This window comes from Akkermansiaceae bacterium, from assembly GCA_024233115.1.
Lineage (GTDB): Bacteria > Verrucomicrobiota > Verrucomicrobiia > Verrucomicrobiales > Akkermansiaceae > Oceaniferula.
The window spans coordinates 848,931-864,638 of record JACKQB010000001.1 but is presented as its reverse complement, the minus strand read 5'-3'; the positions used below and the strand labels follow the sequence as shown (position 1 = coordinate 864,638).

Below are 15,708 nucleotides of genomic sequence, written 5' to 3'. Positions count from 1 at the left end.
AACCATCAACTTCAAAACCAAAAACCACTTCCCCATGCACGCATACGAACTATTCCAAAACGTCAAACCATCCATCGTCACCGACATGTTTATGTGGATGCGCGACACGGACCGCAACCTCTACAAAACAGCCCTAGGCAGCCTCGCCACCAACCGGAAACTCCGTCTGGCCTTCCTTCAAAAAAAATCCGCAGCCGACCAGATCGCCTGGATGCATAAGACACTGCAATTGAAAACCAGCGATATGATCGCCGAGCACCTGCTGCAAGTTTACTTCATGAAAGGGCAGGAAGGTATGCTGGTGACATTTTGCGACGCTGTGGGCATTGCTCACGACGGCAAGGGCCAGGTCGAAGGCGACCTACCGGAAACCCTTGAAAAGGAACAACTTAAGACGGCCGTCGACGCTCTTCTGGAAGCCAATGACCCGGCACTGGTTGCCCTCTATCTCCACACCTTCAACCTCCAGACACCGGACGGCTGGTCGTCACTGGCTGAGGCGCTCGAGAGCGATGAACGCCTGAAGCTGTCCTGACAATTGCATCCCGCCGGTTTCCGACCATATCGCCCCAATTGGCAAACCGTAGGCAAGCCCCTGTTTTTCAACGCTTTCCGTGTCTTACCTCTTGACCTTAGGGGGGTAAGAATGAATAGTCACCCACCGTTCGGAAGGGCCAATTGAGGTGCTTTGGACCGGTGACCACAATGGCTTTGCCAAACATGGCGTTTTCACCCCATGCGTCAACGCCCTCCCCCCCTTTTCCCCCGCACCCCGAAAAATCTACCAACTTACTGTATTTCAACATCTTAACCAAATCTACTATTCAAAATGTTCGCTAAATTTTTTTCCATCAGATCCAATGACATCGGCATCGACCTCGGCACCGCCAACACCCTGGTCTACGTCAAGGACCACGGTATCGTCCTGCGTGAGCCCTCGGTGGTCGCCATCAATTCCGGCACCAATGAGGTGCTCGCAGTCGGCGACGACGCCAAGCGCATGCTCGGCCGCACCCCTGGCAACATCGTTGCCATCCGGCCCCTGAGGGACGGTGTCATTGCCGACTTCGAGGTCACGGAAGCCATGCTTCGCCACTTTATCCGCAAGGTCAACAACGGCCGCCGTCGCTCCAACCCGCGTGTGGTTATCGCCGTCCCGTCAGGCATCACCGAAGTCGAACGGCGCGCCGTGCGTGAATCCGCCGAACAGGCAGGGGCGCGTGAAGTCTACCTCATCGAAGAGCCCATGGCCGCCGCTATCGGGGTAGGCCTCCCCGTGCAAGACGCCGCCGGCAATATGATCGTGGATATCGGAGGCGGCACCACCGAGGTGGCCCTCATCTCCCTATCGGGTATTGTTTACAGCCGTAGTGTCAGAACCGCTGGCGATGAACTTGACGAAGCCATTATCCAATACATGAAGCGTGCCTACAACCTCATGATCGGTGAACGCACAGCAGAAGAAATCAAGATCCGCCTTGGATCAGCCGCCCCCCTCCCCAAGGAGACCAGCATGGAAGTCAAAGGGCGTGACCTCGTGGCAGGTCTACCCAAGACAATCACCATCACCTCCCAGGAAATCCGCGATGCCATGTCCGATCCCTTGAATACAATCGTGGACGCCGTCCGCACCACCCTCGAGCGATGCCCGCCCGAGCTGGCTGCCGATCTCGTCGATCGCGGGATCGTCCTCGCCGGTGGTGGAGCACTGCTCCGCGGCCTGGACAAACTGCTGCGTGAAGAAACCGGACTCCCCGTCCACGTTGCCGAGGACCCCCTCAGTGCCGTGGCCGAAGGAACCGGCAAAGTCCTCGAAGAGATTTCATTCCTCCGCCGTGTGACCAGCTCGGAAGCACGCTAGATTTGTTAGTTCTCACAGCCTGCCTGGCTGTGTTATCCTCCGGATGCAATGAAGCCGCTGAATCTGATCGCTCTCCTGCTGTTTATCGTGGGTGCCGTATGGGCACTGACGCTGAGCGAGCACTCGGTGCGCAGTATTCAAAAAACCTATTACAGTGCCATCAGCCCTTTCCTCAAGGGTGGATCAGGCCTCGAAACCAAGGCATCCGAGTTCATCAGTGAGGTCGAACACTCCCAGGAGTGGGAAGCCAGGTATAAACTCGCCAAGGAGGAACTCGATAAAAAGAGAATGGAGGTCGCCCACCTGCGTAAGCTTGAGTTGGAAAATGCCCGGCTCAGCCAGGCACTCAAGTTCCAGGAGAAAGCACCCTTCCACGTTCTAGCAGCAACAATCATCCGTCGCCAACCATCCACCTGGTGGCGCACCGTCACGATCAACCGTGGCGAAAAACAGGGTGTCGGTGTCCAACTCCCCGTGCTCTCTCCCGAGGGCCTTGTTGGAAAAGTCGATGCCCCATCTGAAAACACATCCACCGTAATCCTACTCACCGATGAAAAGTGCCAGGTGTCAGCGAAAGTTGACGGCACTCCGGAGGTGGGAATCGTCAGCGGACAACGAGGCCTTACTGGAGACTCCCCGTCTCTACGTCTGCGCTTCCTGAGTAAAGACGCCAAAATCAAACCCGGCATGCTGGTATTCACCACCGGTCGCGGCGGCCTCTTTCCTCCGGACATCCTTCTTGGAACCATCAAGACGTTCGAATCCGGACCCTTGTATGGAGAAGCACTCGTCAAGCCAGCGGTGGACTTTGCAGCACTACACACGGTGTTTGTAAAAATCCCAAAACCTCCGAAATCTCCCTAGCAGAGATAAGAGCCACACCGCCAGCCTGACCCACAAGTGATCAAATATACCATCAGCGTGATACTCCTGACCCTTGCCGCGTGCATGGTGCAGCAGTTCCTGCCTGCAATCAGCGGATTGTATGGCGCGCGTGTATTAATCCTGCCCCTTGTCTTCCTCTGCTGTTCGGTCAGTGTCAACTTTGCCACGATGCTGCTGCTGGCCTTCATTTGCGGATTTCTCTGGGACGCCCAACACGCCCTCGGCCCCCAGGGAGGTGATCCGGAGATTTATTCAGACCCGGTTGAATCACTGCGCTTCGGCTACAGCATCTTTCTCTACGCCATGATGGGGCTTCTCATGCAGGGGATCCAACCCCTGTTCCGCAAAGGTAAATGGCACATCTCATCCATCCTCGCCGGTATCGCCATTTTCCTTTATCTCTTTTCGGAGTATCTTCTCATTAACTTCGTGCGTGGTGACTTTGCGTTCCCTCCCACAGCCTTTTACCGGATCTACCTCACCAGCGCGCTCACCATGCTTTTTTCACCACTCATTTTCTGGATCATCTTCCAGCTTGCCTCAGCCTGCCACCATACCATCCGCTACGAGGGCCTGAAACGCGAACACCGCTACCTCGACTAATCCCCGACTCCCGACTCCCGACTCCCGACTCCCGACTCCTGAATAAAATGGAACCACGTTACCGCCTCAGACTTTACCTGCTCACCGCCCTGGTCCTCATCGGGTTTGGTGCGCTGTTGTCGCGGCTCTACCAATACCAGATCAAGGAGCGTTCCCGATTCCTCAAACAGGTCCCGTCGAACTACACCATCACCATCCGCGAGCCAGGTATCCGGGGAGATATCACCGATCGTAACGGCGTCATCCTCGCCCAGAACCTGCGCAACTATGAGGTGGTTTTCAATCTTGATGAAATCCGGGACGACTACAAACGTCACCTGCTCGAAACCAAGGGCAAGGACGACCCCAAGGTCAAGGACTTCAGAAAAATCAAAACCCACGAGATCATCAACGAATGGGTGCGCCCGAAACTCGCCCTGCACAAACTCGACAAAAAATACCGGGCCAGCGCCCTCGACACGCACTACATCACCCACGGCGGCCTCGTCCCCTTTACCTTCCGTGACGATCTGACGTACGATCAGTTTGCCCACTTCGCCGAGCACAACCTTGAGCTTCCAGGCGTGGATGTCCGTGTCAGCCCTCGCCGCCAATACCTCTATGGCTCGCTCGCTTCCCACGTCCTTGGATACGTCAAGCAGTGGGAAAAAGGTGAGATCTCGCCCGAGGAAAAACGCAAGTTCAAACACTACACTGGCGACAGCAAGGGCATCGCCGGCATCGAGGCCACGATGAACGGCTACCTGACAGGCGAGGAAGGCATCAAGACACTTCTCAAAAACGAAAAAGGCGAGGTGCTGCAAATGGTCGACTACATCAAACCCGACGTCGGCTCGCGTGTGGAACTCACCATCGACTCACGTGTCCAGTGTCTCGTCGAGAACACGCTACGCCGCGTTGGTCGCGCAGCCGCCGTGGTCATGGACCCGAACACTGGGGAAGTCCTCGCCATGGCGTCGATCCCCGATTTCACCCCGAGCTTCTTTGTGCCGAGCATCGATCCCGCTGCCTGGAAAAACTACAACAGCAACCGGGCCCACCCGCTCGTCAACAAGGCCATCAATAATTTCACTCCCGGCTCTACCTTCAAGCTCCCCACCGCCATTGCCGCGGCCATGCATGGGCACGCTTACGATTCTGAATCCTGCCCGGGATACGTCTCCTACGGAAACATAAAAATCCACTGCTGGAAGCGCACCGGCCACGGCACACTCGGCCTTCAGGAATCGATCCAGCGCTCATGCAATTGCTACTTCATGCGCATCGCCAACGAGATCGGCAGCACCAAGATGCTCAACTCTTTCCAATTACTCGGCCTGGGACAAAAAACAGGCATCGAACTCCCCTCGGAATCAGCAGGGTTCATCCCGGGAAACCGCTACTGGCGTCGGGAACTCCGCCCGGGGGCTTCGGTCACTCCTTCAATCACCGGTATGATGTCGATCGGACAGTCGGACAGCGCAGCCACGCCCTTGCAAATGGCCGCCCTGGTATCAACCATCGCCAACCGCGGCCAGTATTACAAACCACGGCTCGTCAAACGTGTCATCCACCCGCGCCAGGGAATCATTGTGCAGAACCGGCCCAACCTCAAAGTCAACCTCCTGCAGGAAGGACTCAAACCCGAACACCTCGAACGCATCCGCAAAGGTATGTGGCTCGCGGCCAACGAGCTCGGAGGCACCGCGCGCCGTGCCTCCGTCAAGGATCGGGATGTTTCCGCCAAAACGGGAACCGCGCAAACCGTCGATATGGGAATCAAGTCAAACGACGCCTGGACGGTTGCCTTCGCCCCCTACGACCAACCAAAGTATGTTGTCGTCGTTGCCGTCAAACGCGGCAGCAGCGGTGGAGCTGTCGCCGGCCCTCTCGTACACCTTATTCTGCGCGGTCTCTTTGCACGTGACGAAGGCCTCACCCTCCCGCTCTCCAAGATGAAGGAATTCAATGGCGACTTCATTGTCCGCGCCTCAGTCGAATTACCCGATGAAGGAGGCCTGCTGGACATCGCCTACGAGGATGGCGGTGAAACCGGTAACGAAATCTCAGACATCCCGATGGCGGCGCCCATCACCGACACATCAACGCCACGCGTTGCCAAACCAACCATCAAACAAGAAGCGGATGCCGAGGGTTCAACAGCCCCGAAAGCCATCATCATCGAAGAATAATCCCAATCCCTCCAGTGCCCGTCACTGACCACTCTCTCAACTATTTACCAAACTAACTTAACCATATGATTAAACGCATCAAACAAGCTTTCGGGCTCGGCACACCATCGCCACTCGAAGGCACCTCACTCATCATCAACTCAGAAAAACTCGAACGCCGCGTCGCCCTCCTCGAAGAGGGCTCGCTTGAAGAATACAACCTCGAACGCGAGGGGGATCTCAATATTGTTGGCGGCATTTTCAAGGGCACCGTCAAAAACATTGAACCTGGACTCAAGGCGATGTTCGTGGATATCGGCCTCGATAAAAATGCCTTCCTGCACTTCTGGGATGCCATCCCAGCCGCCCTCGATACCGGCCTGGAGGAAATCCAGCGCGAAGGACAGAAAAAGAAGAAAAAACAAAAGCGCATCACTTCCAAGGACATCCCTAACATCTATCCACAAGGGTCTGAGATCATGATCCAGGTCTCCAAGGGACCTATCGGAAACAAAGGACCACGTGTCACCACCAATATATCACTCGCCGGCCGCTACCTCGTGCTGATGCCCTACTCGGACCAGTTCGGTATTTCCCGTAAGGTCGATGACCCCAAGGAGCGCCAGCGTCTGCGCCGCATCATGCAGAAGCTACAGGTCCCCGAGGGCATGGGTATCATCATGCGCACCGTTGCCACGGGCCAGCGCGCCCGCCACTTCGTCCGCGACCTCGCCATGCTCCTGGAGCAATGGTATGCCGTCGAGGACAAGCGCGATAACAACCCCGCCCCACTCTGTGTCTTCCGCGAGCCGGATCTCATCGAACGCAGTGTGCGCAGTTTCCTCACCGACAATGTCGGCCAGGTTATCTGTGACAATGAAGACACCACCAACGAAATGCGGGAGATCGCGGGCCGCATTTCCCGTCGTGCCAAACGCCGCATCCACTACTTCCCGTCACGCCAGTCGATCTTCGAAAAAATTGGTATCCAGAAACAGATCGACGAAGCTTTCTCGCGCCAGGTCTGGCTCAAGTGCGGTGGCTACCTCGTCATTGATGAAACCGAAGCCATGATCACTGTCGACGTCAACACAGGCCGAAACAAAGGCTCGAAGGACGTCGATAAAATGCTGCTCGAAACCAACATCGAAGCCGCCCAGGAGGTCGCCCGCCAGCTCCGCCTGCGCAACATCGGCGGTCTGGTTGTCGTCGACTTCATCGACATGCGTCACCGTCGCGACCAGCAAGCCGTTTACCGCGCCATGAAGGAACGCCTGAAACGCGACAAAGCGAAGACCCAGGTGCTGCAAATCTCATCGATAGGCTTGATGGAAATGACCCGACAGCGTCTCAATGAGTCGCTCCGTGATAGCCTGTTAGAGCCCTGTCCATACTGCCAGGGCCGTGGCCGGGTGAAGACCCCCATGACCATGAGTGTGGAAGTACAACGGGCCCTCAACACCGTGATCCAGCGCGGAGAAGGCAAGCTCGGCGATCTCATCATCGTCGTCAGCACCGAGGTGCTCAACCGCTTTAAGAAGGAAGACTCCAATCTGTTTGTGGAACTCGAGCGGTCGCACAGCGGGCGCCTCACCTTCCGCACCGACCCCACACTTCACCGCGAACGCTTCGCCATCATCGAAGCCGAGACGGAGAAGAACCTGCACCAAGCGTAGCTTAAGCCCCAAGTTTCAAACTCCAAATACCAAGTAGCGAAGCCTTTGCAGGCTTCGAAAGATCATGCCGGAAAGCAAAACCATCGAGATCGATGAAATCATCACCCCGGGGAAACCCCCGGGTGATACTTCATCGTCCCGTAGCGGAGCCGCTTCCGGTTCCGAAGCGCCGCCCTTCCCAACCGACGACCCCTTCGCCGATTTTCAAAGGACCCTCCCCTGGAAAGCCCGCTGGACCCTCAGGCTGACCCGCTGGTTCATGCTCCTGCGCGGCAAACCCTGGGGCAAACTCGTCATCGTACCCGCCGTCGTGCTGGCACTCCTGTTAGCCCTCCCCCTCGGGTTCATCTTTTTCTGTTTCCTCATCATCCGCTCGTTCCTTAGATCGATTTCGACTCCGCGTTAATCACGGCAGCACGTCTGGGGGAATGTTTTTGGGGTCGTAGCGGCGGGGTTTGTTGCGTTTGAACCAGCACCAGCAGGTGGGGGTGTAGAATAGGATAATAAGAAATTTGATGATCGCCACGGCAGGGATGGCGGTGATCATGATGATGCCTAACACGATCAGGATGAGTAAGACGGCACCCAGAAACAACGCGTTTAACCAAAAGCCCAGCGCTGTGGTTCCAGCGTGAAATGCGCAGCGGGGGTTCTGTGTGGCCAGATGATTGTGCAGCCCTTTCACAAAGTTGGCGTAGGCGGGTGAACGGTCTTCGAAGTCGGCGACTCCCTTGAAGAACTGGTTACAAATTTTCAACGTACCGCCAGTGCGCATGGTGAGTATTGTTTCGTACCGATTGCGCTGCACCCGGGTAGGGAAAAACCGGCAGCGCACACTGACGATGTCTGCCAATGGATAGACAAACTCGCCCAGCTCACTGACGGCGCGGATACTGTTAGCATCCAGCCGGTAAACGCAGACCTTGTCAAACAGAGTGATGCGCGCTTCGTACTCGAGCGGTTTGGCGTCCGTTGGTGGAAGCGGCGCAGACGACTTGGCTCCTGTCGTCAAAGGCATGGGTGGAGGTTGCGACATCACTCCGTTATTCTACCGTGAGACGGCCGCCACACCATCAAAAAGTCAGCTTACTCCCGTATCAAATTTTCAATTTCCCGGCGCCTGGGATCGTTACGGGGAATGGTTTGTTCGATCCATTTTTTGGCCGCAGCTGGGTCCTGGCGGTTCCAGCTTTGGATGAGCTCGGGCAGTAGATCCGATTGCCGCCTCGCTGCCCAGTCGACCCACAGGCGGGGGTCTTCGGTAGCCACGGTCTGCAAGCTCCAGTAGTTGGGCTCCACCCTGATGCCCTTCGCTTCAAAGTAATCGATGGTTGCCATTTTCCGATCCGAAGTATCGATCCCCTCGACCAATGCTCCAGCCAGCACGACATTCCGGGATTCCTTCAGCATCTCCAAACAGTCGGAAATCGTATCAGCGCGCGCCATCAGGCGGAGCGCAAACTGGTCCAGGTTTCCTTGGTACTTGGGAAGCAGTGCGGGGTCTTCATTATACTGCGCCAGGAAGCTTTGCAGGGCTTCCGGTCCACCGTGGATCATGTGGCCGGCGGCGACAGCACCCAGCAATTCGGCCCGTCCAACCGGGTATTCCCGGGCATTGACCCAGCGGATCGCGGCCTCCGGGTCCCTCCCCGCCCATGCCACCAGCAAATGCCGTTGTCGTTCCCATCGAGAGTAAAACCCGGGATCTTCAGCAGTCGACATCAAAGCCTCGAGTGCGGCAGCGGGGTCATGCTCCAGTTGGGCGCGTTGTTCTGTATCCAGACGGGGTTTAAGTTTGAAGGGTAACCGCCAGGCATCCGGCCGTCCGCTCTTTCGATTGCGCTCCGATGAACTGTTAGCAGGCAAGTGACCGGCATTCGTTTGCACTTCCGAGCCAACGGCTTTGTCTTCGTTTGCTGACGGCTCCCTTACAACGAACCACGTAAGGATCGCGACCATCAAAGCGACTACCAAGGCTATGTATTTCAGGTTGTTTTTCATGGGGACTAGTGGGCGATCTTCGCAGACGGGTAGCTTGGGGTAGCTTGATCACCCGTCGGCAGGCAGCCGTGGGACTTAGCGACCAAGGCTCAACCTCTCAGAGGGAGAGCGCACCCAGATTATGAAATTACCTGGAAAAATCCGTACCGCGTCGAAAATCAGATCATGCCTAGGTGAGCCCCTGCCCGTGCGTTTTCATTTCCCGTATCCTGTTTCTGTATTACCAATGGGGTAGGCATGATATACCCCGTCATACAGCATCTTATGTCCGCGTCCCCCCTCTTCCTCCTTGACTTGCAGCTGGGATGGTAGAGGCTTGGGGGGTATCCATTTTCCATCCAGTCTATGCGTATTCCGTTGATCCCCACACTACTCGTCATTTGCTCCTTCACCTCTTGCGCCCAGGCACCCAGGGTGACATCCCCGACGGCTGCCGCACCGGTGCAAGTAGGTACCGTGCCGCGCGGCCCAGCCCCGACGATTGGAGCTCCGCGTGCGATTGTGGTCGACTACGCCAGTGGTCGGGTCCTCTATGAAAAAAACGCCACCCAGCGGTGCGCAGTGGCCAGCACCCAGAAGCTGTTGACCGCGCTCTGTGTGATGGACGATGGCAGCTTGAATCGCAAATTCACAATCACCAAAAGCGATACATGGGTGGTGCCAACCAAAGTGGGTATCAGTCCAGGCGAAGTCTACAGTCGGCGCACCTTGCTTGGTGCCTTATTGGTCAAAAGCGGCAATGACGTCGCGCGTGCGCTGGCGCGGAGTGTGGCGGGCAGCGAAACCGGATTTGCCAAGGTCATGAACCGCAAGGCGCGAAGCCTCGGTATGCAAAACTCGAATTTCCTCAACCCACACGGACTGACGGCCACGGGCCAATACTCAACAGCGCGGGACATGGCGATCTGCGCACGGGCGGCCTACAGTAGCCCAACCCTCCGCAGTATCATGAGTACCAAGGCTTACACCTTCCAATTTTCCAATGGTCGTAAAAAGCTTTTGGAAAACACGAACAGGGTGCTCAAGAAACTGTCCTACTGCAATGGCATGAAAACGGGAACCACCAATGCGTCCGGCCGGTGCCTCATCTCCAGTGGCAGCCTGAATGGCCGCGCTTCGATCGTTGTGGTCCTGGGGGCTACCTCAAACACCATCTGGTCGGATTCTGAAAAGCTGCTGCGCTGGTCCCTCGAGCGCCCGCCGGCACGATAGTTCCTGATGATTTATCTGGCAACACGCAGCTCGCAACAGCTAAGGTCCGTCCATGCGCCACCCCGAGGATGAACTGTCCGGGCTTCAGCAAGCCTCGCTACTCCGACAGGTTCCAGAGGTGGACACCTCGTTGATCAATTTCGCGTCCAACGATTACCTTGGCCTCGCACAGCACCCGCACATCAAGCAGGTCTATCAGGAAGCCGTTGAAAAATACGGCGCCGGCTCAACGGCATCGCGCCTCATCTGCGGCTCCATGGCACCGCATACCGAGCTGGAAAACACCCTGGCACAAGCCAAGGGAACGGAAGCGGCCCTGTCCTTTGCCACAGGCTACTCCACCTCGGTCGGAGTCATCACCGCCCTGCTGGGCAAAGGGGACACCGTGATTCTGGACAAACTCTGTCATGCCAGCCTGATCGATGGAGCCAGAATGAGTGGCGCCACACTGAGGGTATTTCCCCACAACCACCTCGACAAACTGGAATCGCTGTTGGTTTCCACTGCAAGCAAGGTAGCGCCTGACAGCAGAACCCTGGTGATCACCGAATCCATTTTCAGTATGGATGGCGACAGCGCACCACTGAGGGAAATTGGCACACTATGCCAAAAACACGACAGCCTGCTCATGGTGGATGAAGCCCACGGGCTGGGTGTGCTAGGACCAACCGGCATGGGCCTCGCCGAGGAGCTGGGGATCCAGGGGCTGATCGATTTCCATATGGGCACCCTGGGCAAGGCAGCCGGTGTGGCGGGCGGCTATCTGGCAGCTTCACAACCGTGGATTGACCTCATCATCAATCGTGCGCGTTCATTTATCTATTCCACCGCCCCACCACCGGCCCAAGCGGCGGCCGCAACCGCGGCAATCCGGATCATCCGGGGCGAGGAAGGCCACGTGCTTCGAAATACACTCTGGGCAAATATCCGCCTGCTCAAGAAGGACGCACAGTCCGCCATCATTCCCTGGATCATCGGCGACAACAAAACCGCCATGGACAAGGCGCAGGAACTACGCGCCGCCGGATTCCTCGTTCCGGCCATCCGCTACCCCACCGTGCCGCGGAACACCGCCCGACTGAGAATCACCGTCAGTGCAGCGCATAGCAGCGAGCATATCACCCGCTTGGCGTCGCTGCTTGCATCGGTCGGCCTGGTTTGAGCTTTGTTTGGGTGAAAGATGGATTTTCAGGGAGAGGTATCCTTCCCGGCGTATCTGGACACGCCGATCCGTCGTTATGAAAACTGTCTGCGTTACCCTGGTTTTTTTCTCGCTCGCTGCCCATCTGACTTTACAGGGAAGTGATAGCCACCCGCGTATCCTCTTTCCACAACCCGAAGAAGCTACAGTCAAAAAACGCATCCAATCCGACCCCCTGGCCGGAGCCCTCTACAAGGAACTTCTCCGTCGGGCTGATCATGCGCTCAGGCGGCCTGTGTGCCGCTACCACATACCCGACGGGAAACGTCTGCTGACGCAGAGTCGCTACGCACTCAACACGATTCTGCACACCTCGATGGCATGGCGGCTATCGGGTGAAAAAAAATACCTCGACCGCGCCATCCTCGAGCTTGATGCGGCGTCCGGGTTAAAGGATTGGAACACCAGGCACTTTCTCGATACGGCGGAGATGTCCACGGCTGTGGCCATCGGCTACGACTGGCTTTACCACGCACTCAGCGCGGAACAACGCCTGCGCTACGCTACCGCACTCCGGGTAAAAGGTCTCGAACCCGCCCGCAGCGGTTTCACCGACCGAACGAAAGCCTGGTGGGCACACCCTAACAACAACTGGGCGCAGGTATGTGCCACCGGCCTGCTCTTTGCCGAGCGGGCTTTGGAAAAGCCGGGCGATGCCATTCATCCGGGACGCATCAAGGCGTGTCAATCACTCACGGCCTGCCGGACATTCTATCTCCCCAGCGGTGCCTATCCTGAAGGCCCCAGCTACTGGCACTATGGGTCGAACTACCATGTACTCGGCCTCGCTGTTGTTAGAGGGGAGCGTGGTGACCGACCGGAACTCAACATCCCCACCCCTGCCGAGTTCAAAGCCTCGCCACTTTTCACCGAGCATCTCACTGGCCCATCGGGAATGGTTTTTAATTTTGCTGATGCCTGGGCATCCACAAGTAGTATCAGTGCTGCGCAATCGTGGATGGCCAGCGCGTTCAATGACCCCGCCACCTGCGGATTCATCCGCGCCAAACTCGCCAAGGACATCACCCACCAAACCAAATACTCCACCACGGGGCCAGACCGTTTTTTCCCGTTACACCTACTCTGGTTACCTCAAGCGCCTGAAAAAGCAGCTCCTCCACTCCCCCTCGATTCCGCATGGCAGGGAAGCCAACCCCTGGCGACATTCCGCAGCTCCTGGGAAGATCCTGACGCCCTCTTCGTTGCGGTCAAGGGCGGCTACCCTGGAGCCAGCCACGGGCAGATGGATGTAGGCTCGTTTGTCGTCGACTCCGGAGGCATCCGCTGGGCGGAGGACCTGGGCAGTGACAACTACAACATGCCCGGCTACTTCGGCTCAAAACGCTGGAGCTACTTCCGGCTCACCAACCTGGGACACAACACCCTGGTGATCGGAGGAAAACTGCAAAACGCAAAAGCGAAGACCTGCCCGATGACGAATTTTACCAGCTCGGCGGATGAGGGCTCGGCGACCTTTGACCTGAGCCCGGTCTATCAAAAACAAGCCGACAAGATGGTCCGGCACTGTCGGCTCGACCGGAAAAACCACCTGATCACCCTGACCGACTCCATCACTTCCCCCAGGGGGAGCGTCCGCTGGGCTATGTTGACCCGTGCCAGCATCGAGATCAAAGGCAGTGTCGTCATCCTCAAGAGATCCGGCAAACAACTCACGGTTACCCGCAATGATCACCACGGCGGACAATGGGAAATCCTGGAGGCCAAACCACCGAGCAGCACGGAGAACCAGAACAAAGGGGTCCGCATCCTCGCATTCACCGCCCCCGCCGCCGACAAGCTGGAGCTGAGCGTGAGTTTTGGCCAGTGAAGTGACCACCACGCAAAAAAACGACGGCCCTGCGACCGTCGTTTGGAAATCTCTGCTGGATCAGCGCGGACTTTAGATAAGGCCCGCTTTTTTCAGCGTTGCGTAGGCACCATTCTTGTTAATGGTCTTGATCGCCTTGGCACTCAGCTTGACCTTCACATGGTGGCCCAGCTCAGGGACGTAGATACGCTTGGTGTGGAGGTTGGGGGAAACGGTACGCTTCACCACCTTGGTCACGTGACGACCGATTCCACCCTTCTTCTTCGCGAGACCGGAACGGTGAATTCTTCCACCGACACGGACACGGGAACCTCTGATGCTGCATACTCTGGCCATTGTTCTAAATTGGTTTGATCTAAATTGTCTAAAATCTCAGTGCGCTAAGGAAAAGCGCCACTCGCGGGCGGGGAGAAATACACTCCGGCGGCTACCAGTCAAGGGAATTTGCTATATTTCCGTATTTTCTGACGCTTTTTTGGCCTTCAAGCCCTTGTCACGCCTGATTCGAGGCAAGATCAGACCGATCACCGCCAAGGCTCCCGATACGCCGCCCAGGATGTCGGCCAACCAGTCCCCGGTATCATTACCACTGCGACCGGGGGTAAACCCCTGGTGGTACTCGTCCAGTCGGCCAATCACACAACAGATCAGCGCGACCACCAGGAACAATCGGGTGCGCGAGACTCCCGGCCATTTCTGGCCACCAAAGGCGGCAAGTAACGCCCCACCACCGAAGAAATAAAGAAAATGGGCCACCTTGTCCAAATGGGGGATATCAGGCCCGTCCTTGGGAGCAGGATTGCTTGCCGACAAGAACCAGAGTGTTACCGCCCAGGTAAAAAACAGCAAAAAATACGCCGCGGGCCTCCGTGGAAGCCGCGCGACGATCAGATCGCAAAAACCGGAAACGAGTTTCAAAATGCCCGGTTTCAGGTGAGTCCATCAAGTTTAGGCAAGCCCCTCGAGCTTGGACTTCAATTGGTCGAGCGTGACATTGGCACCGGTGATGGTGTCCTTCACTTCGCCATCCTTGAAGAACAGCAGACATGGGATGGAACGCACACCATACTTGGATGCGAGAGCCTGGTTGGTATCAACCTCCACCTTGCCCACCTTGGCGGTATCTCCCATGGCATCGGAAAGCTGATCAATCAGAGGGGAGATCATCTTGCAGGGGCCACACCACTCCGCCCAGAAATCAACCAGAACGGGTTTATCCGAGTTGATTACCTCGGCCTCAAAGTTATTTTCGTTATATGCATTAGCCATGTGCGAAATATGTACTGATCATGGCATACGTCAAGCGGCTTCATCAATTAGTCTGTTTTGAGAAAGACATCCGTCTTTTTCCATCTTCATTCCACCACTTCAAAGGCGCAAAAAACCGCCCGTAGTGAGCCACGGACGGTTTTTGAATCGTTCAGGTAGCCAAGTCTGCACCACTCTATCAAGCGGGTCACCACTCGGCTCATGAGCAGCCATTAGAAAGGCAGCGCACTTGTTGCCCACGCGAGGTAGGCAATAAGACCACCAAAGATGAGAAGAATAATTTGGATAACCATGATTGTATTTCTTTAAGGTGTTAAAAAATCAATTGGGACGTCGGCGGCTGAAAATCGATGTTTATTCGAAAAGCCTGCCCCATCCAGGAGTGCCGTTTCTGGTTTCGTCATTCACCCAGATGCTGGCAGTCGCAAGCTGGACACCGAGCACAATCAGGGCGGCGATCAGAGCCACTACCGAAAGAGCGGATGCGGCACCTTCACCCTTGTGAGCACCGGAGTCATCATCGTCGGCCGTACGAATGGTCGCGGCTTGGGATGGTGTCGCAGGAGAACCCATCGGCTGGGTCTGCTGGAGCTGGACGGTGGCTTTGGGTAACGGCTGGCTGGAGGTTCCAGCGGGGGAACCCGTGAGCGCCACGGTGCCGGGACCGGTCGCCCCAGGCGTGTTGAGCCTAACAGTAGGCGCCGGGGTAGGTGCCTTGGTGGCGGAACCCGTTTGCAACTGCACGGTAGGAGCTGGTGTCGGTGGCTTGGCTGTGCCGGGACCGGAAGTCTTGAGAGGAATGGTAGGTGCTGGCGCCGGCGGCCTGGGAGCACTCGCTGCAGTAGGCACAGGAGGCGCGGCCGGAGCTTTGCTATCATCAGGTGTCGCCTTCAGGGTGACACGTACGGTTTCCTTACGAAGAGGCACCGCTGAGGTCTTCTTCATTGGCTTGGGATCGGTTTCGTCGCTCATAAATGTATCGTAGTTGTTGGATGTGTTGGTAGAGGTGTTACTGGAGGCGT

At 56.8% G+C, this 15,708-nt stretch carries 16 protein-coding genes; 10 read left to right on the top strand and 6 right to left on the bottom strand.

Annotated features, from left to right (window positions below):
- Positions 1 to 34: 34 nt before the first annotated feature.
- The 7 genes from H7A51_03665 to H7A51_03635 all read left to right on the top strand — a co-directional run bounded on the left by H7A51_03665 (position 35) and on the right by H7A51_03635 (position 7,581).
- A complete protein-coding gene (locus H7A51_03665; protein MCP5535316.1) occupies positions 35 to 535 on the top strand; it encodes a hypothetical protein in 501 nt (166 codons plus the stop codon).
- Between the two features lie 294 nt (positions 536 to 829).
- On the top strand, positions 830 to 1,861 hold the full coding sequence (locus tag H7A51_03660; GenBank protein MCP5535315.1) for a rod shape-determining protein: 1,032 nt from the start codon (positions 830 to 832) through the stop codon (positions 1,859 to 1,861).
- A 48-nt stretch (positions 1,862 to 1,909) separates the two neighbouring features.
- Complete coding sequence (gene mreC / locus H7A51_03655; GenBank protein ID MCP5535314.1) at positions 1,910 to 2,725, top strand: rod shape-determining protein MreC; 816 nt, start codon at positions 1,910 to 1,912, stop codon at positions 2,723 to 2,725.
- Between the two features lie 57 nt (positions 2,726 to 2,782).
- The gene (locus H7A51_03650) at positions 2,783 to 3,349 is read left to right on the top strand and encodes a hypothetical protein (GenBank protein ID MCP5535313.1); all 567 of its coding nucleotides are present in this window, start codon (positions 2,783 to 2,785) and stop codon (positions 3,347 to 3,349) included.
- 47 nt (positions 3,350 to 3,396) lie between these two features.
- Positions 3,397 to 5,520, top strand: a complete 2,124-nt coding sequence (gene mrdA, locus H7A51_03645; protein MCP5535312.1) for a penicillin-binding protein 2 — start codon at positions 3,397 to 3,399, stop codon at positions 5,518 to 5,520.
- A 65-nt stretch (positions 5,521 to 5,585) separates the two neighbouring features.
- On the top strand, positions 5,586 to 7,175 hold the full coding sequence (locus H7A51_03640; GenBank protein MCP5535311.1) for an Rne/Rng family ribonuclease: 1,590 nt from the start codon (positions 5,586 to 5,588) through the stop codon (positions 7,173 to 7,175).
- Between the two features lie 64 nt (positions 7,176 to 7,239).
- Positions 7,240 to 7,581, top strand: coding sequence for a hypothetical protein (locus tag H7A51_03635; GenBank protein ID MCP5535310.1), 342 nt, complete (start codon positions 7,240 to 7,242; stop codon positions 7,579 to 7,581).
- On the opposite strand, the gene H7A51_03630 is transcribed toward H7A51_03635, so the two are convergent.
- Positions 7,582 to 8,193, bottom strand: a complete 612-nt coding sequence (locus H7A51_03630) for a hypothetical protein (GenBank protein MCP5535309.1) — start codon at positions 8,191 to 8,193, stop codon at positions 7,582 to 7,584.
- A gap of 68 nt (positions 8,194 to 8,261) precedes the next feature.
- Positions 8,262 to 9,176 carry a hypothetical protein gene (locus H7A51_03625; GenBank protein MCP5535308.1) on the bottom strand — a complete coding sequence of 305 codons (915 nt, stop codon included), beginning with the start codon at positions 9,174 to 9,176 and terminating at the stop codon, positions 8,262 to 8,264.
- Between the two features lie 345 nt (positions 9,177 to 9,521).
- On the opposite strand from H7A51_03625, the gene H7A51_03620 reads away from it, so the two are divergent.
- The 3 genes from H7A51_03620 to H7A51_03610 all read left to right on the top strand — a co-directional run bounded on the left by H7A51_03620 (position 9,522) and on the right by H7A51_03610 (position 13,417).
- The gene (locus H7A51_03620) at positions 9,522 to 10,388 is read left to right on the top strand and encodes a D-alanyl-D-alanine carboxypeptidase (GenBank protein ID MCP5535307.1); all 867 of its coding nucleotides are present in this window, start codon (positions 9,522 to 9,524) and stop codon (positions 10,386 to 10,388) included.
- A 52-nt stretch (positions 10,389 to 10,440) separates the two neighbouring features.
- On the top strand, positions 10,441 to 11,550 hold the full coding sequence (locus H7A51_03615; protein ID MCP5535306.1) for an 8-amino-7-oxononanoate synthase: 1,110 nt from the start codon (positions 10,441 to 10,443) through the stop codon (positions 11,548 to 11,550).
- Positions 11,551 to 11,626: 76 nt separating this feature from the next.
- The gene (locus H7A51_03610) at positions 11,627 to 13,417 is read left to right on the top strand and encodes a heparinase II/III family protein (GenBank protein ID MCP5535305.1); all 1,791 of its coding nucleotides are present in this window, start codon (positions 11,627 to 11,629) and stop codon (positions 13,415 to 13,417) included.
- A gap of 72 nt (positions 13,418 to 13,489) precedes the next feature.
- On the opposite strand, the gene H7A51_03605 is transcribed toward H7A51_03610, so the two are convergent.
- The 4 genes from H7A51_03605 to H7A51_03590 form a co-directional block, all read right to left on the bottom strand.
- Complete coding sequence (locus H7A51_03605) at positions 13,490 to 13,753, bottom strand: 50S ribosomal protein L28 (GenBank protein ID MCP5535304.1); 264 nt, start codon at positions 13,751 to 13,753, stop codon at positions 13,490 to 13,492.
- 111 nt (positions 13,754 to 13,864) lie between these two features.
- On the bottom strand, positions 13,865 to 14,335 hold the full coding sequence (gene vanZ / locus H7A51_03600) for a VanZ family protein (GenBank protein MCP5535303.1): 471 nt from the start codon (positions 14,333 to 14,335) through the stop codon (positions 13,865 to 13,867).
- Between the two features lie 30 nt (positions 14,336 to 14,365).
- Positions 14,366 to 14,686, bottom strand: a complete 321-nt coding sequence (gene trxA, locus H7A51_03595; GenBank protein ID MCP5535302.1) for a thioredoxin — start codon at positions 14,684 to 14,686, stop codon at positions 14,366 to 14,368.
- 354 nt (positions 14,687 to 15,040) lie between these two features.
- Positions 15,041 to 15,658 (bottom strand): hypothetical protein, encoded by a 618-nt coding sequence (locus tag H7A51_03590; GenBank protein MCP5535301.1) that lies wholly within the window; start codon positions 15,656 to 15,658, stop codon positions 15,041 to 15,043.
- Positions 15,659 to 15,708 lie beyond the last annotated feature (50 nt).